We start from the raw sequence: 23589 nt of genomic DNA, 5'->3' as shown, positions 1-23589 counted from the left end.
ATAATTTCTACAAAGGAAACAAAACTTTTGCTAAATATTTCACCGAAAATCAAAGATAGATGTCTAATCCATCGAATGCCAAGTGAATATTTTCCGGAAGGTTCTTTTCAACCTCCGCGTGCAAGCCCATATCATGACTCATGTGTATAAAGTACGTCTTCTTTGCCTGAATGCGCTGCGCTACCGCCAATGCCTGTTCCAAATTCTGATGGGTAGGATGCGAAGCAATCCGAAGTGCATTCATTATTAAAACATCTATTCCTGCCAATTGTTCATAAGATTCTTCGGGCATGGTCAGCATATCAGTGATATAACCTAATTGCCCGATACGATACCCCAGAATCGGCAATCGGCCATGCATCACGCGCAAAGGAAGCACTTCCGTGTGGTTAACCGAAAAGGCCTGTCCTGCCACAATCTCCTGCAAAGGGATGTCGGGGACACCCGGATAACGATGGTCGACAAAACAATAGGGCATACGCAAACGCAGGCCTTGCGCCACATAATTTTCCGCATAAATAGGCACTGAGCCAAACCGGCAAAACGGACGTAAATCATCCAACCCGCCTACATGGTCATAATGTTCATGTGTAATGAGCACTCCGTCTATCTTCGCAAAAGGAAGATGCAATACCTGTGTCCGGAAATCCGGTCCACAATCTATCAAAATCCGTGCATCCTCTGTCTCGACAATAGCAGATGCACGCAACCGGTTATCTTTTGGATCGGCAGAAGTACAAACCGGACATGTACAACCGATTTGGGGTACTCCCGTCGATGTTCCACTTCCTATGATTCTTACTTTCACTCTTTATATAGTTAACAGTTGACCAACGATAATTGATTTAGCACCTATCAACAGATTAAATTAACTTCCGGATAGATATCAATGCTGAACTTCTCACGAACAGAGGCTCGGACTGCATCTGAAAGTGCAAGAATATCGCTACCTTTTGCTCCACCACGATTCACTAATACCAGCGCTTGTTTATCATGCACAGCTGCCGGTCCCAAAGCTTTTCCTTTCCAGCCGCATTGATCAATCATCCATCCAGCCGGAATCTTTACCCGACCATCCTCCAGCTCATAGTAAGGTATCCGAGGATATTCCTGCTGTAAGGCTTCCAGTTTTTCTTTCGACACAATGGGATTCATAAAGAAGCTACCGGCGTTCCCCATCACTTTCGGGTCAGGCAACTTGCTCTCACGAATATCAATAATCACTTTCCGTACAACAGAAAGTGTCAATGCCGGATATTGTTCAAGTTCCTGACGAATGGTTCCATAATCCAACGTATAATGTTCTTTTTTACTAAGCCGGAAACGAACATAAGTGACAAAAGCCGACTTATTTTCCGGACGCTTAAAGATACTGTTCCGGTAGGTATATCCACATTCCTCCACTGAATAAACACGTTCTTCAGCTTGAATGTTCACCGTTTCCACAGCCGTTATCAGATCTTTCACTTCAACGCCATAAGCCCCGATGTTCTGTACTGCGCTCGCTCCCACTTCACCGGGAATCAGTGACAAGTTCTCCGCTCCATACCATCCATGCTGTACACAATATGCAACAAAGTCATCCCATACTACCCCCGCTCCCACTCGTACTGAAACAGAACGTTCATCTTCTTCCGTCACTTCGATTCCTTCAATACGGGAATGAAGTATCAATCCATCGTAATCCTTGGTAAACAGTAGGTTACTGCCTCCGCCAATATGCAAAAAAGGCGTCACAATGGCACCTTGCGCAATCAGCCTCTTCAGCTCTTCAACCGAAGAATATTCTAAAAAGCGAGTGGCACTGACATCAATGCCGAATGTATTGTAGGGCAAAAGAGAATACATATATTTTTAATTATAAGTTATACTATTATAGCGTATCATAATCCGTATCAGATACTTGTATCTTCAAACTTATACAATTCCCATCCTCCGGCTGTCCGGTGGAAATAAAGGATATTGGAAAAGCCATTGCCGATACCTTTCAACGCCAATATTTTCGTGGGCGAATCATCATCATTCCGCTGTCCGTAGTTTATATTAGAAAGGCGATCGACAGGAAGCGCAGGTTTGAAAGCAAACCACTGATTAAGATCAAGAGTCGTCTCCAGAATAGAAAAATCATCGTCCGGATCGGTGGTTACAAAAGCTAATGGCTCCCGCACACGCTGACTCTGAAAAAGACTATCCGTTGCAAAATGTCCGAAAAACTCGACAAAGTTTTCATCATCACTTTGCTCAATAGGCCTCAGGTTGATTGCCTCCAGCACCCATGCGCCTTTGATACGTTCAAAATAATATCTCTTCATCATCCGTGTTTTCACGAACATCCACTCTACCTGCACGGAAGTGAGGGAGGTGTCTCCTACTAAATCCATGTCTTCCTCTCTATCAAACAGAAGTGTATAATAAAGCTGTTTCGTAAACAAGTCATCATGCTTCCAATTGCTTTCCTCAATATTCAACTTTTTATCTCCAGTGTAATAGGGCAATGGAAATTTCACACGCTGACGCTGCAACACATCATCGGAAGCAAAATTGTAGATAAAATCATCGAAAGATTCATCCGCCTGTATAGGCTGCGGATCTTCCGATGATTTTTCATGGTGGATAGAATCAGCGGTCCACCGGATAGAATCCACTTCTTTAGTAATAGATGCGAAGGGGTCAATATTTGTTTTCTTGTTTCCACAAGAGCTCAATATACCGAGCAATATGACCCCTGCAATTAGTTTTTTCATTATTTCAGTTTCTCTCTTAATTTTTCAAGCATATCCACCGTCATGCTTTCCAAATCATAGACAGGCTTCCATCCCCACTCTTCGCGAGCACAGGTATCGTCCAGACTGTCGGGCCAACTATCAGCTATGCGCTGTTTCAAAGGATCTACCTCATAGATCATCTCAAACTGCGGCATATGCTTTTTAATAGCCTGATATATCGTTTCCGGATCAAAGCTCATGGAAGCGATATTGAAAGCATTGCGATGTATCAATCTTGTCGGATCGGCTTCCATCAGCATAATTGCTGCATTCAATGCATCCGGCATATACATCATGTCCATTAAAGTGCCTTGCTTAATGGGGCACACAAATTTTTTCCCTTTCACTGCCGAATAGTATATATCAACAGCATAATCGGTCGTACCTCCTCCCGGAGGAGTCACATTCGAAATAATGCCCGGGAAACGGACAGCACGGGTATCAACACCGTATTTATTAAAATAATAATCACTCAACAACTCTGTCGTTACTTTAGTGACCCCATACATGGTACGCGGACGCTGAATAGTGTCCTGTGGCGTTTTTGTATGAGGCGTACTAGCGCCAAACGACCCGATAGAACTCGGAGTAAACACCGCGCATCCTTGTTCACGTGCCACTTCCAACACATTCCATAATCCATCGATACCTATTTTCCAAGCCAACTTGGGTTTCGACTCGGCGACTACGGATAACAGAGCAGCCAAATTATAAATCGTATCGATGTGATACTCTTTGACCACAGATGCAACCATCTCTCCATCCGTAACATCAGCAATAGCTGAAGGTCCCGACTCCTTCAATTCCCCTTTAGGCTCTGCGCCTGGTATATAACCTGCTACGACATTTGCATTTCCATAACGTTTACGTAGCTCCATCGTTAGCTCCGACCCTATCTGTCCGGTAGCTCCAATAATCAAAATGTTTTCCATTTTCTCTTCTGACTTAGAATATAAAGCTTAAATAGTGCGCAAAGTAAGCACTTTTTTTTCAGATTTTAATCAAAAAGACATTGTTATTCCAAAAAAAATTGTGTTCTTTGCAATATAACTTAATCATACAAACACTATGTACGGTAAAATGCAAAATTATCTCTGCCAGACATTGGCGGAAATCAAAGAAGCCGGACTTTATAAAGAAGAACGACTAATTGAAAGTGCGCAGCAAGCTGCCATCACTGTAAAAGGCAAGGAAGTATTAAACTTCTGTGCAAATAACTATCTGGGGCTATCCAATCATCCCCGCTTAATCAAGGCTTCGCAGGAAATGATGAATAGCCGTGGCTATGGAATGTCATCCGTCCGCTTCATTTGTGGTACACAAGATATACACAAAGAACTGGAAACCGCCATCTCTGAGTTTTTCCAAACGGAAGACACAATTCTGTATGCTGCCTGCTTCGATGCTAACGGTGGGGTATTCGAACCGCTTTTCTCCGAAGAGGATGCCATTATCTCAGACTCTCTAAATCATGCTTCTATCATTGACGGAGTACGTCTTTGTAAGGCAAAACGTTACCGTTATGCCAATGCCGACATGAAAGATTTGGAAAGATGTCTGCAAGAAGCCCAGGCACAACGTTTCCGCATTATCGTTACGGACGGTGTATTCTCAATGGACGGCAATGTAGCTCCGATGGACCAGATTTGTGATCTTGCCGAGAAATACGATGCACTGGTAATGGTGGATGAATCTCATTCTGCCGGTGTAGTAGGTGCCACCGGTCACGGTGTAAGCGAGTTGTATCAGACTCACGGACGCGTAGATATCTATACCGGAACATTGGGTAAGGCTTTCGGTGGTGCGCTGGGAGGATTTACCACCGGACGTAAAGAAATCATTGATTTACTCCGTCAACGCAGTCGCCCGTATTTGTTCTCCAACTCATTGGCTCCGGGCATCATCGGTGCAAGTCTCGAGGTTTTCAAGATGCTGAAAGAGAGCAATGCGCTGCATGAAAAGTTGGTTGAAAATGTAAACTACTTCCGTGATAAGATGACCGCTGCCGGATTTGATATTAAACCGACCCAAAGTGCTATTTGTGCAGTAATGCTATATGATGCAAAGCTGTCTCAAATTTATGCTGCCCGCATGCAGGAAGAAGGGATCTATGTGACAGGTTTCTACTATCCGGTAGTACCCAAAGATCAGGCCCGCATCCGTGTACAGATTTCTGCAGGACACGAAAGAGAACATCTTGACAAGTGTATCGCAGCCTTTATCAAGGTAGGTAAAGAGCTTCATGTATTGAAATGAAAGCGGAATAACGACCGAACAAAGTTTCTTTACTGAATCCATATTTTAGGCACGGATTACACGGAGTATACAGATTTCACGTATTTTACACAGTTACCTTATGACAACCACCATGCTAAGAAAACGCATAATACGTGAAAACCATGTAATCCGCGCCTAATTCTTTTATAAAATGAATTTCGAACCGCTACTTAACTATTAAACATAGATTATGGAAGAACTGACTCTCACGACTCCTACCCTGCTTTTCTCGGCAGTTTCATTGATTTTATTGGCTTACACCAACCGTTTCTTATCGTATGCCCAACTTGTACGCCAACTGCGTGACCGCTACGTAGAAAACCCTTCGGACATCACTGAAGCTCAAATCGAGAATTTACGAAAACGGTTGAACCTGACCCGCACGATGCAAGGACTGGGCATTGCAAGTCTTTTTCTTTGTGTAGTCAGTATGTTCCTTATTTATATCGGACTGCAATTATTCTCTGCTTACGTATTCGGATTGGCTTTAATCCTATTGATAGCATCCCTTGGCGTATCTTTCCACGAAATACAGATATCCACCCGTTCACTGGAGATTTACCTGGGAACAATGGAGAAAGGGAAAAACAAGAAATAATCAGACTCATATTCCCTCCCATTTGTTTCTCGCAAGACACTTTCTCGCAAGGCACTATCCGACAAGCAAGGAAGAGCGTAAAGCGATGTCCTTGCCTACTTCGGCTTTGAGTTCGATCTCTCCACCCGGCTTTTCCATCATCACCTGCAACATAGAAAGTCCTCATCTTGCTCCCTGTGAGAATTTCTAAATAAAAAAAGCCACCTGAACAAGAATTCAGGCAGCTTCGCTTCTATCTCTATAAAGATTTTTTTTATAGCATCATCATTAACGCTGTCCCAATTGTGAATCAACAAAGAAAATTCCAGCATCACCGGCTTTCTTGATTTTGTCAACAATACCTTGTACCGTAGCTTCTTCTTCTACCTGTTCGCGAACAAATCCCCACAAGAAATCTTGTGTTGCTTTGTCTTTTTCAGCAGCAGCTACGTCCACCAACTTATCTACCAATTGAGAAACATGACATTCATGTTTATAAACGTGTTCGAACACTTCCAAAGGAGTGCCCCATCCGTTAGGAACAACATCTATTTTATCAACTTTAGCAGTTCCTCCACGCTTGATGATATAAGATGCCATGTCATAAGCATGTCCCATTTCTTCTTGAGATTGCTTTTTCATCCAATGAGCAAAACCGCTGAAACCTTCTTTCTCAAAAAAGAAAGATATTGCTAAATACAGGTTGGAAGACCACATTTCAGCAGCAATCTGTTCGTTAATTGCATTTTGTAATTTTTCTGAAATCATAATCGTAATTTTATTAAGTTGTTAATGTAGTTTCTTTTTGAACTCATTACAAAAATAACACGCTTTCAATTAAAATAGTTCCATACCCCCTACATTTTTAAGCTACATTCACACTTTGATGATAGCGGTTCATTTTGCTCACACCAGTTCATCAGAGATATACCCTTTCGGCAGTTCACGACAATTGTATCCGGAAGCCATGATTTCACCATAAGCACCAGCAGAGCGAATGGCTATCAAGTCGCCGCGCTTCACCCTGTTCAGGTCAATCGCTTTCCCGAAAACATCCGACGATTCACAGATCGGTCCTACTACATCGTATGCTTCCAACAGCTCCTCGGAAGTAATATTTTCCATTTTATGGAATGCTTGATACAGAGCCGGACGAATAAGATCGGTCATACCTGCATCCAAGATAGCAAATTTCTTCCGGGTACCTTGTTTTACATACAGCACCTGAGATATCAAAGAACCGCATTGCCCCACAACTGCACGCCCCAATTCAAAATGTAAGGTCTGACAAGGACGCAATTTCAATTGTCCGGCATAAGTAGCAAAGTAATCTTTGAAGTTCGGGACAGCCTGCCGGTTGGGATGTTCGTAATCAATTCCCAGCCCCCCTCCTACGTTAATATGTTCCACCAGGATTCGGCGAGCCTCCAACTTATCCTGCAATTCATTGACACGATTACAGAGGGCCACAAAATCGCCCATATCCAGGATCTGCGAACCGATGTGGAAGTGAAGGCCGATTAACTTTACGTTTTTCATCTCTTGCGCCACATCTATCACCTTGTCCATATCCTGCATACTGATACCGAATTTGTTTTCTGCCAAACCGGTAGTGATATTTGCATGGGTATGTGCGCCCACATCGGGATTGATACGAAAAGCCACATTAGCCACTTTATTTTGAGCAGCGGCCAATTCATTAATTACTTCCAGCTCGGGAATAGACTCTACATTGAAACAGAAGATGCCGTACTCCAACCCGAGGTTGATTTCCCAGTCAGCTTTACCTACTCCTGCAAAAACAATTTTATCAGCAGGGAATCCGGCACGGATGGCAGCACGAATTTCTCCACCGCTCACACAGTCGGCTCCCATTCCGCCCTCACGGATAATGGTAAGTACTTTCGGATTGGCATTTGCTTTGACAGCATAATGCACTAAATAATTAGGATATTTAGCCACCTCACGGTTAATAGCCGCCAATGTATCACGCAGCACTCGGGTATCGTAATAATAGAAAGGTGTCTGCAAAGTACGGAATTTATCGATTGGAAATATTCCCTTCATCATTCGAAAAACTTGTTTAGTTGGTTTAAAAAGGAGGAGACTGTCTGACAAATCCTATTTTAACGATTTTACCCCTGCCAGAATATGCTTTGGCAGGGGTGACTTCTAATTACTGAGACCTGTTAGACAGTCTCCCCGTGTTATTTGTAGAATTATTTGCCGTTGAACAGCATATCGCTCAATGATTGTAAAGCAACTTTCTTATCACACTCCCGAATGAGGAAGGAGATATTATAGTTACTTCCTCCAAATGAGATCATTCGCACCGGTATGTCGCGCATCGCATCGAGTGCTTTTGCTTCAAACCCGACATTTTCCCATTCAAGGTCACCTACAACGCAGACGATACACATTCCTTTATCAACGGTTACCGTTCCGTATTTCTTCAAGTCATCCAGAATCTCGTTAAGATGTTTCGTATTATCTACCGTAACAGAGACCCCGACCTCCGACGTACAGATCATATCAATAGACGTCTGATAGCTTTCGAAGATTTCGAATACCTTACGCAAGAAACCGTGAGCCAATAACATACGGCTGGATTTAATCTTGATGGCAGTGATGTTGTCTTTTGCAGCTACCGCCTTGATTTTACCTTTTTCCGTATCGTTAGAGATGAGTGTGCCCGGAGCTTCCGGATCCATTGTATTCAACAGGCGGACAGGTATATTGGCATATTTAGCCGGCTGAACACAAGTAGGATGCAGGATTTTGGCACCAAAGTAAGCCAACTCAGCCGCTTCCTCAAAATGAAGCTGACGCACCGGAGCAGTCTTGTCAACAATACGCGGGTCATTATTGTGCATACCGTCAATGTCTGTCCAGATCTGGATTTCGGAAGCATTCACTGCCGCTCCAATCAGAGAAGCGGTGTAGTCGCTGCCACCACGTTGCAGGTTATCTATCTCCCCGTAAGCATTGCGGCAGATAAAACCTTGTGTAATATAGATTTCCGCATCCGGATAAAGTTCCAATTGAGCATGCAATTTATCCTTAATATATACAGGATCCGGTTCTGCGTTCTTGTCGGTACGCATGAATTCCAAAGCCGGAAGTAACACGGACTTCACCCCACACTCTTGTAGATAGAAGTTGACCATCGCCGTAGAAATGAGCTCTCCCTGTGCTAAAACCACTTTCTCTTCGAACAAAGTGAAAAGGTCTTTAGTATAGGAGCGGATGTAGTCGAAGTGAGATTTGACCACTTCCAGACCTTTCTGTTTATATTCCCGGGTTGCAAAAAGTTCATCAATATGCTGTTTATATTTTGCTTCCAGCTTATTAATAATCTCGTTGGCACCCTCCGGATTCTTCTTATACAGATAGTCCGAGATTTCCACCAATGTATTTGTTGTTCCTGACATAGCAGAAAGAACAACAATCTTCTGTTCACCATCGGTAATCAATTTGGCTACTTCCTTCATGCGCTGAGCAGAACCTACGGAAGTTCCTCCAAACTTTAAAACTTTCATCTTCGTTACTGTTTTAGTTATCTATATTTAAATCTATTTCTATTGTTTTCTGTCTGGGCACATATTCATCGGTCACCTCTACAATCCGATGGTCGGCACAACGATATACCCTGCCCGGATAATCTTTCAACAATTGCAAATTGTGTGTCGTTATCACTACAGACGAACCGGATTCGCAGATATTGTGCAACAACTCAATGATAGCCTTACCTGTCTCTACATCCAGATTTCCGGTTGGTTCATCCGCCAGGATAATAGCCGGAGAATTGAGTACGGCACGTGCAATCACAATACGCTGCTGCTCGCCACCGGAAAGTTCGTTCGGGAGTTTATACCCTTTGTTGGACATTCCCACCAGTTGAAGCACTTCTTCAATGCGGTCTTGTATCTCCTGTCTGTTCTTCCAGCCTGTGGCACGAAGCACAAATTCCAGATTACTGTATACCGTACGGTCCGTAAGCAGTTGAAAGTCCTGGAACACAATGCCTAACTTCCGGCGCAGTTGCGGGATATGCTTCCGTTTGACAGATCGCATATTATACCCCAGCACCTCCGCTTCACCGTCAATAACGTCCAGTTCGCCATAAAAAGTCTTGAGCAGACTCGTTTTTCCCGAGCCCACTTTTCCGATCAAATAGACCAACTCCCCTTTGTGCAATTCCAGATTTACGTTCCTTAGCACACAGAGTTCCTGTTGATGGATTTCCACATTCTTATATCGAATCAACGCCTCGTCATCCATACCGACTCCTATTTTAATTATTTAATTGTTTAATGTTTCTTCCATGTGCTACAGTGTCTTTCCTGCAGTTCACGTGCAAGGTCTTCGATACGATAGCCTTTTGCAGTAAGCAACACAATCATGTGATAAATAAGATCCGCTCCTTCGTAAATCAAACGTTCATCAGTACCGTTTGTTGCTTCGATTACTGTTTCCACAGCTTCTTCACCTACTTTTTGGGCCATCTTATTGATTCCCGACTCAAACAGGCTGGTAGTATAAGAACCTTCGGGCATCTCCTCATGACGCTTGTCTATGAAATCCTGCAATACTTTCAGGAACATAACCGGTTCTTCGTTTTTCTCCCCCCAACAAGTATCCGTACCTGTGTGGCACACGGGCCCTACCGGGTCTACCTGAACCAGTAGTGTATCATGATCGCAATCGGCCTTTATAGATACAACCTGAAGGAAGTTACCGCTTTCTTCGCCTTTTGTCCACAAACGATTCTTGGTACGGCTAAAGAATGTAACCTTTCCGGTTTCTACCGTTTTATCATAAGCTTCTTGATTCATGAAGCCTAACATCAAGACCTTACGTGTCTGGTTGTCCTGTATGATAGCCGGAACGAGTCCGTTCATCTTATCGAAATCCAATTCCATTTTTATATACGTTCTAATTACTATTTCAAAGGCTAATTTTTGCTATGCAGCAATTACCTGACGGTAATTCCTGCACCGCAAAGATACGATTTTAATTCGGGAATTTTAATTTCTCCGAAGTGAAAAACACTGGCAGCCAATGCCGCATCCGCTTTTCCTTGTAAAAAGACATCGCGGAAGTGCTCTTTACAGCCTGCCCCTCCCGAAGCTATGATAGGAATGGAAAGCCGATCCGCCAAAGCGGCAAGTGCTTCATTGGCATAACCGGCCTTTACACCATCGTGATCCATACTTGTGAAAAGAATCTCTCCTGCCCCACGGTTCTGAGCCTCTGTTGTCCACTCGAACAGGTCTTTATCTGTTTCGATACGTCCTCCGTTCAAGTAACATTTCCAACCGTTTCCGGTTTGTTTGGCATCTACTGCCAACACGCAAACCTGCGATCCGAAATTCTTTGCAATCTCATCAATCAATTGAGGATTACGGATAGCTGCAGAGTTGATGGAGATCTTATCCGCCCCAGCATTCAATAGGCGATCTACATCACTTAATTCGTTGATTCCCCCACCTACAGTAAATGGAATATTGATATTGGCAGCAATCCGTTTTACCAATTCCGTAAAAGTCTTACGCCCCTCATGGCTTGCAGTAATGTCCAGAAAAACAAGTTCATCTGCTCCTTGTTCACTGTAAGCACGGCCTAACTCTACCGGATCACCGGCTTGGCGCAAATTGACAAAATTCGTTCCTTTCACGGTTTGTCCGTCTTTTATATCCAGACAAGATACTATTCTTTTTGCTAACACAATCCTATTTTATTTACTGTTCAACAATTTATAATCCATATCCCTGAAGTTTGATTTTTTATCCCCTCTTATAATATGGGGAGCATTTACAACCAAACAGCCATTTCATTCCGGTACGACAACTATAAAAAGATTCTCAGATCTCTTAAGGTGATATGTCCTTCGTATAATGCCTTGCCGAAAATAACCCCGGGAACACCCGCCTCATCCAAAGCAATAATATCATCCACCTTACTTACCCCGCCACTAGCCATCAGATAGAGGCCGGGGAATCTAGCCAGTATCTCTTTATATAAATCAATGGAAGGCCCACTCAACATTCCGTCACAGCTGATATCCGTACAGATCACTTTTCGTATACCTTTATCCATATAGTTTTCAAGAAATGGAAAAAGCTCACAAGCGCTTTCGTCTTTCCAACCATTGACGGCTATCTTATGATCTTTTACATCTGCCCCTAAAATAATTTTCTCACTACCATACACTTCCAGCCAATGACAGAACAGTGCCGGATCTTTCACCGCAATGCTTCCACCGGTTACCATCTGTGCTCCACTCTCAAAAGCAATTTTCAAATCTTCATCACTCTTTACCCCACCACCAAAATCGATAACGAGAGAAGTGCGTGCTGCAATCCGTTCCAACACCCGATAATTGACTACATGATGAGAAGCAGCACCGTCCAAATCTACTACGTGAAGCCTGCGGATACCGTTCGCTTCAAACTCCTTGGCAACTTCCTCCGGATTTTCATTATATACTTTCTTACTGCCGTAATCTCCCTGGGAAAGCCGTACACACTTTCCGTCAATAATATCAATGGCTGGAATAATTTCTATCATCTATTATTTAGTTACTAAAAGTTTATGATAAACGATGAACGAGTTTATTATAGATTCAAAAAATTCGTCAGAATCTTCTCTCCCGTCTTGCCGCTTTTCTCCGGATGAAACTGGGTTGCATAAAAATTATTTTTATGTAATGCCGCACTAAACGGGTGAATGTAATCTGTCGTAGCAGCAGTAAAATCACAGGTAGGCACATAAAAGCTATGCACAAAATAGACAAACTCCTCTCCGGCGAATCCTTCAAACAATTTGCTATTCGTTTGCCCAATGGTGTTCCATCCCATGTGCGGCACTTTATCTTCATGTCTCTGCGAGACAAAACGTTTCACGTCCACATCAAAGATATTCAAACAATCGACCTCTCCTTCTTCAGAATGCCGGCACATCAACTGCATGCCGAGACAAATTCCCAGTACAGGCTGACGGAGTTTTTTGATCAGCTCGTCCAATCCCGTTGCCTTCAAGTGGTTCATGGTCGTTTCCGCCTCCCCCACTCCAGGGAAAATAACTTTATCAGCCGATTGGAGCTCTTCTTTATCGGCAGTGATCACCGCTTCTACCCCCAACCGCTTTAAAGCATAATCCACAGAGCGAATATTGCCGGCATTGTATTTTACAACTGCTACTTTCATCAATTAAATATTACTGTTTTATTTTTATAAGCCAAGACTTTACGTTCGATGTGCTTCTGCACGGCACGCGAAAGAACAATTTTTTCCAGATCCTTGCCTTTATTTACCAGGTCTTCGATAGTATCTTTATGGGTAATACGCACCACATCCTGTTCAATAATCGGTCCGGCATCCAGTTCCGTGGTTACATAATGGCTGGTTGCACCGATAATTTTCACTCCTCTCTGGAAAGCAGCATGATAAGGCTTCGCCCCCACAAACGCAGGGAGGAAAGAGTGATGGATATTGATAATCTTATTCGGATACGCTTGAATCATCCGCTCGGAAATTACCTGCATATAGCGTGCCAATACGATACATGTAATCTTATGCTTGGCAAGCAGCTCCATTTCTTTACGCTCCTGCTCTTCTTTCGTCTCCTTAGTGATAGGAAACAGATAGAAAGGAATTCCGAACCGCTCTGCTACGTGTTGCAAATCCGGATGGTTACTTATGATAAGAGGAATTTCTACATTCCATTCTCCGGCCGTATATCGTGCCAACATATCGAAAAGGCAGTGTGACAACTTAGAAACGAAGATAGCCATACGTGGTTTTACATCAGAGAAATAAAGGCGAAAATCCATTTCATATTTCTGTCCATAGAGAGTTCTGAAATAATCTTCTATTTTCTCCTGCGGAACCAGAAAGTCTTTCAGTTCCCATTCAATACGCATGAAGAATATGTTCTCTACATGATCTACATATTGATCCAGATAGATGATATTTCCTTTGTTTACCGTAATAAAGTCTGTCACTTCCGCAAGGATTCCCGGTTTGTCGGGACAATGCAATAACAGTTTGGCTGTTGTCATCATTCCTTTTACTAATTAACGATTCTAAGCAGATTGTTTTCTACCTTTCTATTTTTAGTCCGCAAAAATAACGATTTATTGCAAAATTACGAACTATTCAAGCAGAAAGTTGATATAAAAACGGTGATTTCTTACAGATAGAAAGATATCGGGAGCTATTCTCAATGAAAAGAACAACAAACTTTTAGGATAGTGACACCATTGCCATCGTGATAGCCTCACTATACTGACCGGATGGCCTCACTATCCGATCAGAAGAAAGATGAATGTTTTTCTCATTACAAAAGTACTCTAAATGAGAGACTAAGCATTTTTATCGCTTTTTCTTGAAAAAACTTTTCTCGAAACGCTTGCAGATTTGCAAAAAACAACTACCTTTGCACCCGCAATCGAGAGAGATGCGGATTAATAAATTGAAATTCTGGTGCGTTAGTTCAGTTGGTTAGAATACATGCCTGTCACGCATGGGGTCACGGGTTCGAGTCCCGTACGCACCGCTTCCTTCATCAAGAAGCAGGGAGAATGGAAATGAATGAATCCGATTAAAATATTGGTGCGTTAGTTCAGTTGGTTAGAATACATGCCTGTCACGCATGGGGTCACGGGTTCGAGTCCCGTACGCACCGCATACAACACTCATAATAAGGAAGTTTCATAAAAAGCACCCGGAAAAGTACCTGTTATTCACTTTTCCGGGTGCTTTTTATGTTTTCCTGCCGGAACTCCCGGCTTTTCCAAATAGGGTAATACGGCGTATAATCTTTGCATAGTGCAAATAAATAAATGTAAATTGCAACCGACTTATTTGTATTTATTGTATCTTTGCAAAAAAGGAAGAAGATTATGAATACAACAGCTTTACAGAAGAAACGGAAGTCTATAGATTTATCCGTTAATGCCCTACAAAAACTTTCGGCTATGGCAGCTTCGCAAGGTCAGAGCTTGAAAGTTTTCATAGAGAACATTTTGGAAACAAAGGCAGAATCTTCGGACGTAGTATATACTAATCCAAGCCCCAGCGGTGACCCGTGGTTTGATGATCCCGAAAACATTGCTTCTCTTAATCGTGGTATTGAAGACGCAAAACAAGGAAGAAGTAAATATTATACGATGGACGAAATAAGGACTTTGCTAGGGGCATGAAATATAGGGTAAAATTGACGGATGAAGCCGAGAAGCAAATGATACAGTGGCGAAAATCCGGGCAAAAGAAAGACATAGCAAAGATTATTTCATTATTGCAGGAGTTGGAAGAACACCCTACGACGGGAACGGGGCAGATAGAACAGTTAAAAGGTAACTATTCCGGTTATTGGAGCAGGCGAATAAACAAACAATACCGCCTAATTTATAGCATACACGAAGACATCGTTACGGTAGAAGTTGTTTCGCTTAGAAGCCACTACGGGGATAAATAGCCGTTTTTTCATTTTATTATAAAATAAACGGTAAAGCAAGCTATAATACACCATATAAGTGAGCAACGTGTAAAATAGCGGTGCCGATATTCTGATAAAAAAGGCGACATCTTGACGGGTGTCGCCTTTCTTTGGAGTAGGTTATTTCTTTTTCGGTAAATTACGATCTTCATCAAGCCAACGCGTTCAACGGAACTCCCGGCTTACTTAGCGTTATTTATCCGTATTTATCCGTAGGTTAAAATTCATCAGCATATAAGCTGAACCAAATAGAGGCTCTATTTGGTTGAAACAGAGCCTTTATCCGAGTAAAACAGAGGCTCCGTTTGAATGAAATGCAGGCTTCGTTTCGCTAAAACAGAGCCTTTATTACAAGATACAGTATCAACACAAAGGCTGAAATCGGCCGTTTATCCCTAAAACCTGTACATACAACAAAAGCTGCCTTTTGGGCAGCTTTCATCATTCTATTTTAGACTATATCCGTTTAATCTTCAATTGTACAGATACTTACACGATTCCAATCCGATTCGGTAAACATATCGCCTACCCCCTGACCTTGGGCAGTGATGCGAGATGCATTAATCTTGTACTTATTGACCAAGATCGTTTTTACAGCTTCCGCACGTGCAGCAGCAATTCTTGCATTCACCTCAACACTACCTTCCGGAGAAGCATATCCCTTAATGACTACTTTCGAATCAGCATGTTTCTTCATATAAGAAGCGACACGTTCCACATTAGGAAGCTGTGAAGCATCCACTGACGATCTGCCTTGTCTGAAAGTAATGATAGATTCGGGTACACGAGCGGTTTTCACTACCGTCTCCACCGGAACCACTTTGTTGCGACATTCTTCAAGTTCCTTCTGCAATCCGTTGATGCGCTGGTTTGCATTGCTGATTTCATTCTCTTTGTTGTTTACATCTGCACGAAGGGCATTGATTGAAGAGTTCAGTCCGTCAATTTCGGCTTGATCGTATACTTTCACTTTGGCAAAGTGATGTGTTCCGTTACTTGTTTTAAAATGGTATGTCAACCCGGCTGTCAATTCAAAAGCGGCATTATTGACATTGAAACGGCTCTTTGTTTCGGGATAAGTACCTTGCATATCATATACAACGGCAGGTTTGATTCCCAATGTCCATGCTTTGCTTTCACCCAAGTTGAAATTAAGATTCAATCCCAAACGGGTAGACCATGAATTCTGATCGCCATCACCATTGACATAACGGTGCAACCAACCAATTCCGGTAACAGCCTCCATCTCAAACACACGAGGCTTACCTGTGTAGCCTGCAAAGAGATTCATCAAATTGATCTTACCCAACAGACTGACATCCGAAACATCGAAAGCTGTTTTACTGGGAGTGGCATTAATATAGCCCATTCCTTGAATTCCCAAACCGAAGATGGGAGTCAACTGCTTCGAAATCCCCACTCCGACAGCGGGACGCATGTCTTTTAAGAAGTCACTGTGAGTAAGGGGAGTGACCGCACCGGCATTTATTCCGACAGACCAATTATCTGTAAGTTTGGCGCCTTCTACAACTGATTGGGCATTTGCTACTGTAAAACCACCCAATATAAAAGCTAATAAAATAATAGACTTTCTCATGTTCATAAATTTTAAAATGTAATTTTTTATCTGCTAAATCATTAGATATGGTTCATCTGTTCATCTCTAACTCTCTAGTCTTTTCTTAATTCATTATTCACCTAAAACAACACATCATATCAAAAATTAGTTCGCAAGGCACAAGATCTCTTAACATCTTTTAAAAACTGAGAGAACCTAAAATAGAAGACTCACAGATGAAATGGCGCACATGATGCATTTGTTTCGGAGAAACTGTAATATGGGTCAATAAATCCGTAATTCAGATACAAACAGATCTCAAATACTGTAGTATCTTTGCTGCGTCACAAAGAAACAAGTAAAAATATTATTTAGAAAAACTGTTTGATATGTATTTGGAAAAGATAAATGCTCCCGCAGATGTAAAGAGACTGTCGGAGAAAGAGTTAAACGAATTAGGTAATGAAATCCGTACAGCACTCCTGCAAAAATTAAGTGAGCACGGCGGACACTTCGGACCTAATTTCGGAATGGTGGAAGCAACGATTGCCTTACACTATGTATTCAATTCGCCCCAAGACAAAATTGTATTTGACGTATCGCACCAAAGCTATGTACACAAGATGCTGACCGGCCGTAAAGAGGCGTTCCTTCATCCGGAAAAATACGACGATGTATCGGGCTATACCGAACCGCAAGAAAGTGAACATGACTTCTTCATCATCGGACATACCTCTACTTCTGTCAGCCTGGCAAGCGGATTGGCAAAGGGACGTGACCTTACAGGCGGTCATGAAAATATCATAGCTGTCATAGGTGACGGTTCTCTGAGTGGAGGCGAAGCCTTCGAAGGATTGGATTATGTGGCAGAGCTGGGCACGAACATGATTATCATCGTCAATGATAACCAAATGTCTATTGCTGAAAATCACGGAGGGCTGTACAAGAATCTAAAAGAGTTACGTGACAGTAACGGGCAGTGCGAATGTAACTTCTTCAAAGCGATGGGATTGGATTATATGTATGTAAATGAGGGTAACGATGTACAGGCGCTGATTAAAGCTTTCTCTCAAGTGAAAGACATCCGGCATCCGATCGTAGTACACATCAATACGTTGAAAGGCAAAGGGTATGCACGTGCCGAACAAGATAAAGAGACTTACCACTGGCGGACTCCATTCAATGTAGAAACCGGAGAAGCAAAAGTGAGCGGTGAAGAAGAAGATTACAGCGAAGTAACCGCCCAATACCTGCTGAAAAAGATGAAAGAGGACTCACGTGTAGTGACCATCACTTCCGGCACTCCCACTGTTTTGGGATTTACTCCGGACCGTCGTCGGGAAGCGGGCAAGCAGTTCGTAGATGTAGGCATTGCCGAAGAACACGCCGTGGCTCTTGCTTCGGGCATCGCAGCCAATGGAGGGAAACCTGTTTACGGTGTATACAGCACCTTCATTCAACGCTCCTACGATCAACTCTCACAAGATCTTTGTATCAACAACAATCCGGCTGTTTTGTTGGTCTTCTGGGGTACGTTATCCGGAATGAATGATGTGACTCATCTCTGTTTCTTCGATATTCCGCTTATCAGCAATATTCCGAATATGGTTTATCTGGCTCCGACTTGTAAGGAAGAGTATATTGCCATGCTGGAGTGGAGCATCCGTCAGAATGAACATCCTGTTGCGATCCGTGTACCGGCGACCGATGTCATCAGTTGCAAAGAACCGGTAGACTCCGATTATGGTATTCTCAATCGTTATAAAGTTACTCATCGCGGTTCGAAAGTGGCCATTGTGGCTTTAGGGTCATTCTATGGATTGGGAGCATCGGTTGCGTCACTTCTAAAAGAAAAAACCGAGATCGATGCAACGCTCATCAATCCGCGTTACATCACCGGTGTAGACAACGAACTGATGGATGAGCTGAAAGCGGATCACGAAGTAGTGATAACGTTGGAAGACGGTGTATTGGATGGCGGTTTCGGTGAGAAAATAGCCCGCTACTATGGTGCTACAGACATGAAAGTCCTGAACTATGGAGCTAAAAAGGAATTTGTTGACCGTTTTGATTTACAGGAGTTTCTCCTTGCCAATCACTTAACGGATAAGCAGATTATAGAAGATATCACGGCACTTATCGGTTAAAAGCGAGTCCTTTCACTATATATGAATACCGGTTCGATATCATTGCATCAACCTATTTCAAACAGACACCCAATAAAAGAGGGGGCTGTCTAACAAGTCTCAGTAATTAGAAGTCACCCCTGCCAAAGCATATTCTGGCAGGGGTGAAATCGTTAAAATAGGACTCGTTAGACAGACTCATCATAATGCCTAAATATAAAAATTTACCCCTGCCACAGATCGCTATAGCAGGGGTAATTTCTTCAAAAAGGGAGTTTCGACACACCCTCTTTATTTTATATTCAATTACCCTCGTGTTTACTTCTTCTGACTATCTATCTCTTTCAGAAGTTCATCGACAGCCACCTTTAATTGGTTATCCTCTCCCTTAACGACTGTCTCCGGATCATTGGCGACCTTCACATCCGGTTCCAACTGAGTATTTTCCAAATAACTGCCATCAGGCAAACGATAACCGACAATAGGAATACCAAAGACGAGTGAAGGGTCTTGTAAAGTTTCCCAAGACACACTTGTCATTGTCCCCGGAACAGGCATACCGACCAGCTTTCCTATATGTTGATGTCTGTATACCCATGGCGTTCCGTGCGCGTTCGAATAGTTGGCTTCACATTGCAACATGATGGAAGGTTTGTTCCAACGACGACTTGGCATATCACACGCCTCACGCCCGCGGACTACCTGTGTAAAGTACTTCTGACCACTGAACAGTATTTCAATGTCTTCATGCAGACGACCGCCACCGTTGAACCGGGTATCGATCACAATCCCTTCACAGTGATTGTATTTTCCCAGAATGTCCGAATAAACCGTACGGAAACTACCGTCTCCCATCGACTGAATATGAACATATCCCAAACGTCCTTTCGACCATTTTTCAACATCTGCCGCACGCTGCTTCACCCAACGTTTGTATAACAATCCATTCAGCTGACCACTCGTAATGGGCATCACCACTTCTTCCCAACGTTCTTTATTTTGCGGGTTGTAGATTGATATCAACGTCTTCTTCCCTGCTTTGTTATTTAACAGACAAGTGATATCATGATCGGGAGTTATCTCCTCTCCATTAATCTTTTCAATGATACATCCTGCCTCTACCTTGGTACGCGAATGGTCGAACGGACCTTTCTCGATGATTTCGGCAATCTGCATCCCTTTTCCCTGATAATCCCAGTCGAACAGAAGTCCCAGATTGGAAGTAACGTCACCTTTTCCTCGAGGAGAATAGCGTCCTCCGGTATGTGAAACATTCAACTCGCCCAACCATTCACTCAACAGTTCTGCGAAATCATAATTGTTATCAATGTGAGGCAGGAACTTGCGATAAGCATCCGTCATGGCATCCCAGTTCACGCCATGCATATTGACATTATAAAAACGTTTCCGGTGCTGTTTGTACACATGGTCGAACATCGCTTCACGTTCGGATGCCAGATCCATTTGCATTTCAGCTTGATAACCGATCGATTTCAAAGCATCCGACTTGCCATCCATCTTTTGCATACTACGGCTTCCCAACAAGAAGATATCTCCTTTCTTATCCATCATCAATGATGTCCAACCTGTATTGAGTTTGTGCAGACGCTTCGTATCCTTTTCGCGGAGATTCATTTTCCAAAGATCATATCCATTTTCGAAGGCAGAGAAGTAATAAAGATTCTCTCCGTCTTTTGAAAGTATCGCACTACCCAAGTCGGAAGAGTTGGGAGTCAGACGTACGATACGGTCCTCGATACCGTCAAGTTCCACAACGATCTCTTTGTTGACAGCTTGATCCTTGTCAGCCTCCTTCTTACCGCTGTCTTCATGCTGCTTGTTCTTTTTCTTGTCAGCCTCTCCCTTTTCAGTCTTATTTCCGTCTTTTTTCTTGTCACCGTCTTTCTCCTTTGCTTTCTTCTGTTCCTTTTCAAGCTCCTTCAGCAATTCGAAATCCTCCTTACTTAAACGATAACGATCATAAGCATCCCGGTTGATAAATACTAACATAACATCCTGTTGCGATCCCCAGGAAGCATGCGCACGCATACCATACCGTTCGGTCTGGAAGAGAATGGCATTTCCGTCGAGTACCCAACGTGGAGAGCCGCTGATATATCCGCTATTAGTCAGATTGGTGATCGCTCCTCCCTGTGCACTGACAATGCCTATATCCGAATAAGGATCGTGACGGTTGCCAATGAATTCGAGAGTGAACCATTTACCATCAGGCGACCATTCGTAGTCGAATCCACCTCCGGTGTTATACCATGTGGAACCGTCCGTCACCTGGCGTACTTTCTTTGTTTTCAGATTGAGCACCATCAAACGGTTGCGATCTTCTATAAAAGCCAATTCATTCCCATCCGGCGAGTATTGCGGATAAGTACGTTCCACTGTCTGAGAGGGTAATAACACTTCTTCTTCAATAAGAGTGGCATTAGGGAAATTGGGGTCGTCCTTACGTGCTATTCTGGCAGTATAAAGTTGCCAATTACCGGTTCGTTCACTGGCATAAACCAATGTCCGGTTGTCCGGTGCAAAAGAGACAGCGGCTTCTTTTGCCGGAGTATTGGTAATTTGCTTGGTCGTAGTATAGTCGGTCGAAGTCACAAATACGTCACCACGCACAATAAAAGCAACCTGTTTGCCATCCGGAGATACAGAAGCGGAAGTGGCCCCCTGTGAGAATTTAAGTGTAGCCATCTGCTCTTCATCGTCACGGACAAGTTCCACTTTTACTTTTTTCGGACGGGTATCGGGTTTCTGGGTATAAAGTTCACCGTCATAGGTATAACACAAAGTTCCTTGATCGCTGACAGACAGAAAACGTACCGGATGAGTTTTAAAAGCAGTTACCGCCTTCACTTCTTGTGGAGCATTCAATGAGAAAGTATACACATTGAAAGAACCTCCCTTACGTTCACTCAAAAAATAGACTGTATGACCATCAGGCGCATACACCGGATTACGGTCCTCCCCTCCCCGGTTTGTCAGGTTCGTATGCTTTCCGGTTTGGGTGTTGTATAACCAAATATCCCTCGTTATGGATGAAGTGTGATGCTTCCTCCATTCATCCTCGAAACCTTTGCGGTCCTGATAAAGAAAATTCTTCCCTGCCTTATCAAAACAAACGAGCTCGGCGGGAGTTGCCAGCACTTGTTCGGTGCGTCCTCCGTCAACAGCCACTTTGTATAATTCGGTCATTGCTCCCGTAGGAAACAAGGCACTGTTTGCAGGATCTTGTATGGAAGCGGAGAAAAGGACATACTTTCCATCCGGTGTAAAAGCCGAAGGAATTTCCGATGCGGAATGGTAAGTCAATCTACGGGCGATACCTCCGTCGGCAGGCATGATGAACAGGTCGAAATTTCCATTCCGGTCACTGGCAAATGCGATTTGCTTTCCATCGGGAGACCAGACAGGATTGGCCTCATAAGAAGCTTGTGTAGTAAGTCGGACAGCGGTGCCTCCTTGTACGGGAACTTTATAAATGTCTCCTTTATAACAAAAGACAATCTCGGTTCCATCCGGTGAGATACGTGCATCACGCATCCACAAAGGAGTAATCGCATAACTGGATAATGCTGATAATACCAGTGCAAAAGAAGTTATTAATTTCCTCATATCAATTTATTATATATTTATTCTGAAAAATAGGTTTGAGAGAGAAAGGTCATGCTCCGCCTGCAAATTACGTCCATAGACGCAATTCTCCACAATAGTTGTTATTTTATAGCTCATGACATTCAGTCATCAAACAAACCATATAAAATAAAAAGTTTTGCCACAAAATTATAATAATTCAGCCAAACAAGCAATCTAATCCATTAGAATTCTTGACTTTTCAACCTTTCTGATTGAATCCATTTTATCCGCAGGAAAAGGTACGGTTTATGGAATCGGTGCATGGATAGCCGTTTGGAACGGAGTTCCTCAAAACAGACAACCATTGTACCGTTCCATAGGAAATGTATTACTATTTCTTGTCATACGATAAAGATAGCCAATCTTTACTTAATGGCAAAACGAGCCGTCATCTCATACCGCAGCTTGATAACCCGGTACTGCTCGGTAGCTGCCGTGCCCATGCTTACATTACTCTGTGCCTCGAAAGAAAAATAACGGCTCATATTATTATCGGCAGGTTCGACGATACGAATCACTTCACCCAACTGCTGCCCCATCGCTTCCACCAAATAAGATGCTTTCTCACGGGCAGCCTTCAGTGCTGCCATCTTACCTTGTTTCCGATACGTTGGCAAATCCTTATGCTTGAGTTCTCCGATACGCATGGACTCGATTCCCCACGTGTTGACCGAACGGATAATAGAATTAATCTGCTCAAAATCCGTGAGCCGAATATCCAATTGCTTACCTATCAGAAACTCCTTTCCCCGCTGGCGCCAATAATCTCCTATTTCCTGTGTGCGGATGGCATCATCCGTTATTCCGATTTTGTGCAAACTGCGGCGCAACTCTTTCTCGATCGTAGCCAACGGCACTTTCGTCCGGAAATCTTCTTCTTTTTTTGATTGACCGGTGTACTCTTCTTCCCAATACTCCTTAATCTGAACCAGAAAATGAATCTCATCCGGAACGACTTCTATTTCGGAAGAACCGGTCACTTCAATGTATCGTCCATCACTTTCTTGTGCATTCCCAACAACACTCCAAGCAAACCAAACAAAAACAAATAAACATACCTTTTTCATACCTTTAATCTCAATAGTACAACCTCTTTTACAGAAAGCGAATTATCATTTCGCAAAGCTATAAAAAAAA

General features: G+C 43.0%; 21 protein-coding genes and 2 tRNA genes. 7 read left to right on the top strand and 16 right to left on the bottom strand.

What is annotated here, in order from left to right; translation table 11 throughout:
- Positions 1 to 49 precede the first annotated feature (49 nt).
- Genes AB9N12_RS14005 through AB9N12_RS13990 form a run of 4 tightly spaced genes read right to left on the bottom strand, consistent with a single transcriptional unit; the run spans position 50 to position 3697 of the window.
- Positions 50 to 808 carry an MBL fold metallo-hydrolase gene (locus AB9N12_RS14005; RefSeq protein ID WP_369892633.1) on the bottom strand — a complete coding sequence of 253 codons (759 nt, stop codon included), beginning with the start codon at positions 806 to 808 and terminating at the stop codon, positions 50 to 52.
- 47 nt (positions 809 to 855) lie between these two features.
- Positions 856 to 1848, bottom strand: coding sequence for a UDP-N-acetylmuramate dehydrogenase (gene murB, locus AB9N12_RS14000; protein WP_369892632.1), 993 nt, complete (start codon positions 1846 to 1848; stop codon positions 856 to 858).
- 47 nt (positions 1849 to 1895) lie between these two features.
- The gene (locus tag AB9N12_RS13995; protein ID WP_369892631.1) at positions 1896 to 2744 is read right to left on the bottom strand and encodes a DUF4348 domain-containing protein; all 849 of its coding nucleotides are present in this window, start codon (positions 2742 to 2744) and stop codon (positions 1896 to 1898) included.
- Positions 2744 to 3697: an NAD-dependent epimerase/dehydratase family protein gene (locus tag AB9N12_RS13990; protein ID WP_369892630.1), complete on the bottom strand. Its 954-nt coding sequence runs from the start codon at positions 3695 to 3697 to the stop codon at positions 2744 to 2746. Before AB9N12_RS13990 ends, AB9N12_RS13995 begins: the two co-directional genes overlap by 1 nt.
- A gap of 136 nt (positions 3698 to 3833) precedes the next feature.
- Between AB9N12_RS13990 and kbl the strand changes: the two genes are divergently transcribed.
- Together kbl and AB9N12_RS13980 are read left to right on the top strand one after the other, a co-directional pair.
- A complete protein-coding gene (gene kbl / locus AB9N12_RS13985; protein ID WP_369892629.1) occupies positions 3834 to 5021 on the top strand; it encodes a glycine C-acetyltransferase in 1188 nt (395 codons plus the stop codon).
- A gap of 211 nt (positions 5022 to 5232) precedes the next feature.
- Entirely contained in the window at positions 5233 to 5640 is a 408-nt protein-coding gene (locus tag AB9N12_RS13980) for a DUF2721 domain-containing protein (protein ID WP_369892628.1), read from the top strand.
- A 267-nt stretch (positions 5641 to 5907) separates the two neighbouring features.
- Here the strand turns inward: AB9N12_RS13980 and AB9N12_RS13975 are convergent, their stop codons facing one another.
- The 9 genes from AB9N12_RS13975 to purU all read right to left on the bottom strand — a co-directional run bounded on the left by AB9N12_RS13975 (position 5908) and on the right by purU (position 13684).
- Entirely contained in the window at positions 5908 to 6387 is a 480-nt protein-coding gene (locus AB9N12_RS13975) for a ferritin (protein WP_369892627.1), read from the bottom strand.
- A 138-nt stretch (positions 6388 to 6525) separates the two neighbouring features.
- A complete protein-coding gene (gene lysA / locus AB9N12_RS13970) occupies positions 6526 to 7686 on the bottom strand; it encodes a diaminopimelate decarboxylase (RefSeq protein WP_369892895.1) in 1161 nt (386 codons plus the stop codon).
- Between the two features lie 152 nt (positions 7687 to 7838).
- Complete coding sequence (locus AB9N12_RS13965) at positions 7839 to 9158, bottom strand: aspartate kinase (RefSeq protein ID WP_369892626.1); 1320 nt, start codon at positions 9156 to 9158, stop codon at positions 7839 to 7841.
- 13 nt (positions 9159 to 9171) lie between these two features.
- Entirely contained in the window at positions 9172 to 9900 is a 729-nt protein-coding gene (locus AB9N12_RS13960; RefSeq protein ID WP_369892625.1) for a cell division ATP-binding protein FtsE, read from the bottom strand.
- A gap of 29 nt (positions 9901 to 9929) precedes the next feature.
- Positions 9930 to 10541 (bottom strand): bifunctional phosphoribosyl-AMP cyclohydrolase/phosphoribosyl-ATP diphosphatase HisIE, encoded by a 612-nt coding sequence (gene hisIE, locus AB9N12_RS13955; RefSeq protein WP_369892624.1) that lies wholly within the window; start codon positions 10539 to 10541, stop codon positions 9930 to 9932.
- Between the two features lie 53 nt (positions 10542 to 10594).
- Entirely contained in the window at positions 10595 to 11347 is a 753-nt protein-coding gene (hisF, locus tag AB9N12_RS13950) for an imidazole glycerol phosphate synthase subunit HisF (RefSeq protein WP_369892623.1), read from the bottom strand.
- Positions 11348 to 11469: 122 nt separating this feature from the next.
- Positions 11470 to 12189 carry a 1-(5-phosphoribosyl)-5-[(5-phosphoribosylamino)methylideneamino]imidazole-4-carboxamide isomerase gene (gene hisA, locus AB9N12_RS13945; protein ID WP_369892622.1) on the bottom strand — a complete coding sequence of 240 codons (720 nt, stop codon included), beginning with the start codon at positions 12187 to 12189 and terminating at the stop codon, positions 11470 to 11472.
- Between the two features lie 47 nt (positions 12190 to 12236).
- The gene (gene hisH / locus AB9N12_RS13940; RefSeq protein ID WP_369892621.1) at positions 12237 to 12827 is read right to left on the bottom strand and encodes an imidazole glycerol phosphate synthase subunit HisH; all 591 of its coding nucleotides are present in this window, start codon (positions 12825 to 12827) and stop codon (positions 12237 to 12239) included.
- A complete protein-coding gene (purU, locus tag AB9N12_RS13935; protein WP_369892620.1) occupies positions 12827 to 13684 on the bottom strand; it encodes a formyltetrahydrofolate deformylase in 858 nt (285 codons plus the stop codon). Before purU ends, hisH begins: the two co-directional genes overlap by 1 nt.
- A gap of 420 nt (positions 13685 to 14104) precedes the next feature.
- Between purU and AB9N12_RS13930 the strand changes: the two genes are divergently transcribed.
- The 4 genes from AB9N12_RS13930 (at position 14105) to AB9N12_RS13915 (ending at position 15099) form a co-directional block, all read left to right on the top strand.
- Positions 14105 to 14178 (top strand) — tRNA-Asp (locus tag AB9N12_RS13930).
- Between the two features lie 55 nt (positions 14179 to 14233).
- Positions 14234 to 14307, top strand: a tRNA-Asp gene (locus tag AB9N12_RS13925).
- Positions 14308 to 14524: 217 nt separating this feature from the next.
- On the top strand, positions 14525 to 14824 hold the full coding sequence (locus AB9N12_RS13920) for a hypothetical protein (protein ID WP_347464994.1): 300 nt from the start codon (positions 14525 to 14527) through the stop codon (positions 14822 to 14824).
- Positions 14821 to 15099 (top strand): Txe/YoeB family addiction module toxin, encoded by a 279-nt coding sequence (locus AB9N12_RS13915; RefSeq protein ID WP_369892619.1) that lies wholly within the window; start codon positions 14821 to 14823, stop codon positions 15097 to 15099. The genes AB9N12_RS13920 and AB9N12_RS13915 overlap by 4 nt, the downstream gene beginning before the upstream one ends.
- A 487-nt stretch (positions 15100 to 15586) precedes the next feature.
- Here the strand turns inward: AB9N12_RS13915 and AB9N12_RS13910 are convergent, their stop codons facing one another.
- Positions 15587 to 16723 (bottom strand): OmpA family protein, encoded by a 1137-nt coding sequence (locus AB9N12_RS13910; RefSeq protein ID WP_369892618.1) that lies wholly within the window; start codon positions 16721 to 16723, stop codon positions 15587 to 15589.
- 344 nt (positions 16724 to 17067) lie between these two features.
- Here AB9N12_RS13910 and AB9N12_RS13905 point away from each other — a divergent pair, with 344 nt between their 5' ends.
- The gene (locus AB9N12_RS13905) at positions 17068 to 18825 is read left to right on the top strand and encodes a 1-deoxy-D-xylulose-5-phosphate synthase (RefSeq protein ID WP_369892617.1); all 1758 of its coding nucleotides are present in this window, start codon (positions 17068 to 17070) and stop codon (positions 18823 to 18825) included.
- A gap of 297 nt (positions 18826 to 19122) precedes the next feature.
- Here the strand turns inward: AB9N12_RS13905 and AB9N12_RS13900 are convergent, their stop codons facing one another.
- A complete protein-coding gene (locus AB9N12_RS13900) occupies positions 19123 to 22431 on the bottom strand; it encodes a S41 family peptidase (protein ID WP_369892616.1) in 3309 nt (1102 codons plus the stop codon).
- Between the two features lie 386 nt (positions 22432 to 22817).
- Positions 22818 to 23519: an SIMPL domain-containing protein gene (locus AB9N12_RS13895; RefSeq protein ID WP_369892615.1), complete on the bottom strand. Its 702-nt coding sequence runs from the start codon at positions 23517 to 23519 to the stop codon at positions 22818 to 22820.
- Between the last annotated feature and the right edge of the window lie 70 nt (positions 23520 to 23589).

This window comes from Bacteroides sp. AN502(2024) (genome assembly GCF_041227145.1).
GTDB lineage: Bacteria > Bacteroidota > Bacteroidia > Bacteroidales > Bacteroidaceae > Bacteroides.
Note: the sequence above shows the minus strand (reverse complement) of the source record. Positions and strands in the feature narration are given on the sequence as shown.

What these genes read in the sequence shown, in the direction of transcription:
- AB9N12_RS13920 (WP_347464994.1), top strand. Translation starts at nt 14,525, where the DNA reads ATGAATACAACAGCTTTACAGAAGAAACGGAAGTCTATAGATTTATCC.
- hisH (WP_369892621.1), bottom strand. Translation starts at nt 12,827, where the DNA reads ATGAAAGTAGCAGTTGTAAAATACAATGCCGGCAATATTCGCTCTGTG.
- murB (WP_369892632.1), bottom strand. Translation starts at nt 1,848, where the DNA reads ATGTATTCTCTTTTGCCCTACAATACATTCGGCATTGATGTCAGTGCC.
- purU (WP_369892620.1), bottom strand. Translation starts at nt 13,684, where the DNA reads ATGATGACAACAGCCAAACTGTTATTGCATTGTCCCGACAAACCGGGA.
- AB9N12_RS13980 (WP_369892628.1), top strand. Translation starts at nt 5,233, where the DNA reads ATGGAAGAACTGACTCTCACGACTCCTACCCTGCTTTTCTCGGCAGTT.
- kbl (WP_369892629.1), top strand. Translation starts at nt 3,834, where the DNA reads ATGTACGGTAAAATGCAAAATTATCTCTGCCAGACATTGGCGGAAATC.
- AB9N12_RS13990 (WP_369892630.1), bottom strand. Translation starts at nt 3,697, where the DNA reads ATGGAAAACATTTTGATTATTGGAGCTACCGGACAGATAGGGTCGGAG.
- AB9N12_RS13895 (WP_369892615.1), bottom strand. Translation starts at nt 23,519, where the DNA reads ATGAAAAAGGTATGTTTATTTGTTTTTGTTTGGTTTGCTTGGAGTGTT.
- AB9N12_RS13960 (WP_369892625.1), bottom strand. Translation starts at nt 9,900, where the DNA reads ATGGATGACGAGGCGTTGATTCGATATAAGAATGTGGAAATCCATCAA.
- AB9N12_RS13965 (WP_369892626.1), bottom strand. Translation starts at nt 9,158, where the DNA reads ATGAAAGTTTTAAAGTTTGGAGGAACTTCCGTAGGTTCTGCTCAGCGC.
- AB9N12_RS13975 (WP_369892627.1), bottom strand. Translation starts at nt 6,387, where the DNA reads ATGATTTCAGAAAAATTACAAAATGCAATTAACGAACAGATTGCTGCT.
- hisA (WP_369892622.1), bottom strand. Translation starts at nt 12,189, where the DNA reads ATGATAGAAATTATTCCAGCCATTGATATTATTGACGGAAAGTGTGTA.
- AB9N12_RS13915 (WP_369892619.1), top strand. Translation starts at nt 14,821, where the DNA reads ATGAAATATAGGGTAAAATTGACGGATGAAGCCGAGAAGCAAATGATA.
- lysA (WP_369892895.1), bottom strand. Translation starts at nt 7,686, where the DNA reads ATGAAGGGAATATTTCCAATCGATAAATTCCGTACTTTGCAGACACCT.
- AB9N12_RS13900 (WP_369892616.1), bottom strand. Translation starts at nt 22,431, where the DNA reads ATGAGGAAATTAATAACTTCTTTTGCACTGGTATTATCAGCATTATCC.
- hisIE (WP_369892624.1), bottom strand. Translation starts at nt 10,541, where the DNA reads ATGGAATTGGATTTCGATAAGATGAACGGACTCGTTCCGGCTATCATA.
- AB9N12_RS13905 (WP_369892617.1), top strand. Translation starts at nt 17,068, where the DNA reads ATGTATTTGGAAAAGATAAATGCTCCCGCAGATGTAAAGAGACTGTCG.
- AB9N12_RS13910 (WP_369892618.1), bottom strand. Translation starts at nt 16,723, where the DNA reads ATGAACATGAGAAAGTCTATTATTTTATTAGCTTTTATATTGGGTGGT.
- AB9N12_RS13995 (WP_369892631.1), bottom strand. Translation starts at nt 2,744, where the DNA reads ATGAAAAAACTAATTGCAGGGGTCATATTGCTCGGTATATTGAGCTCT.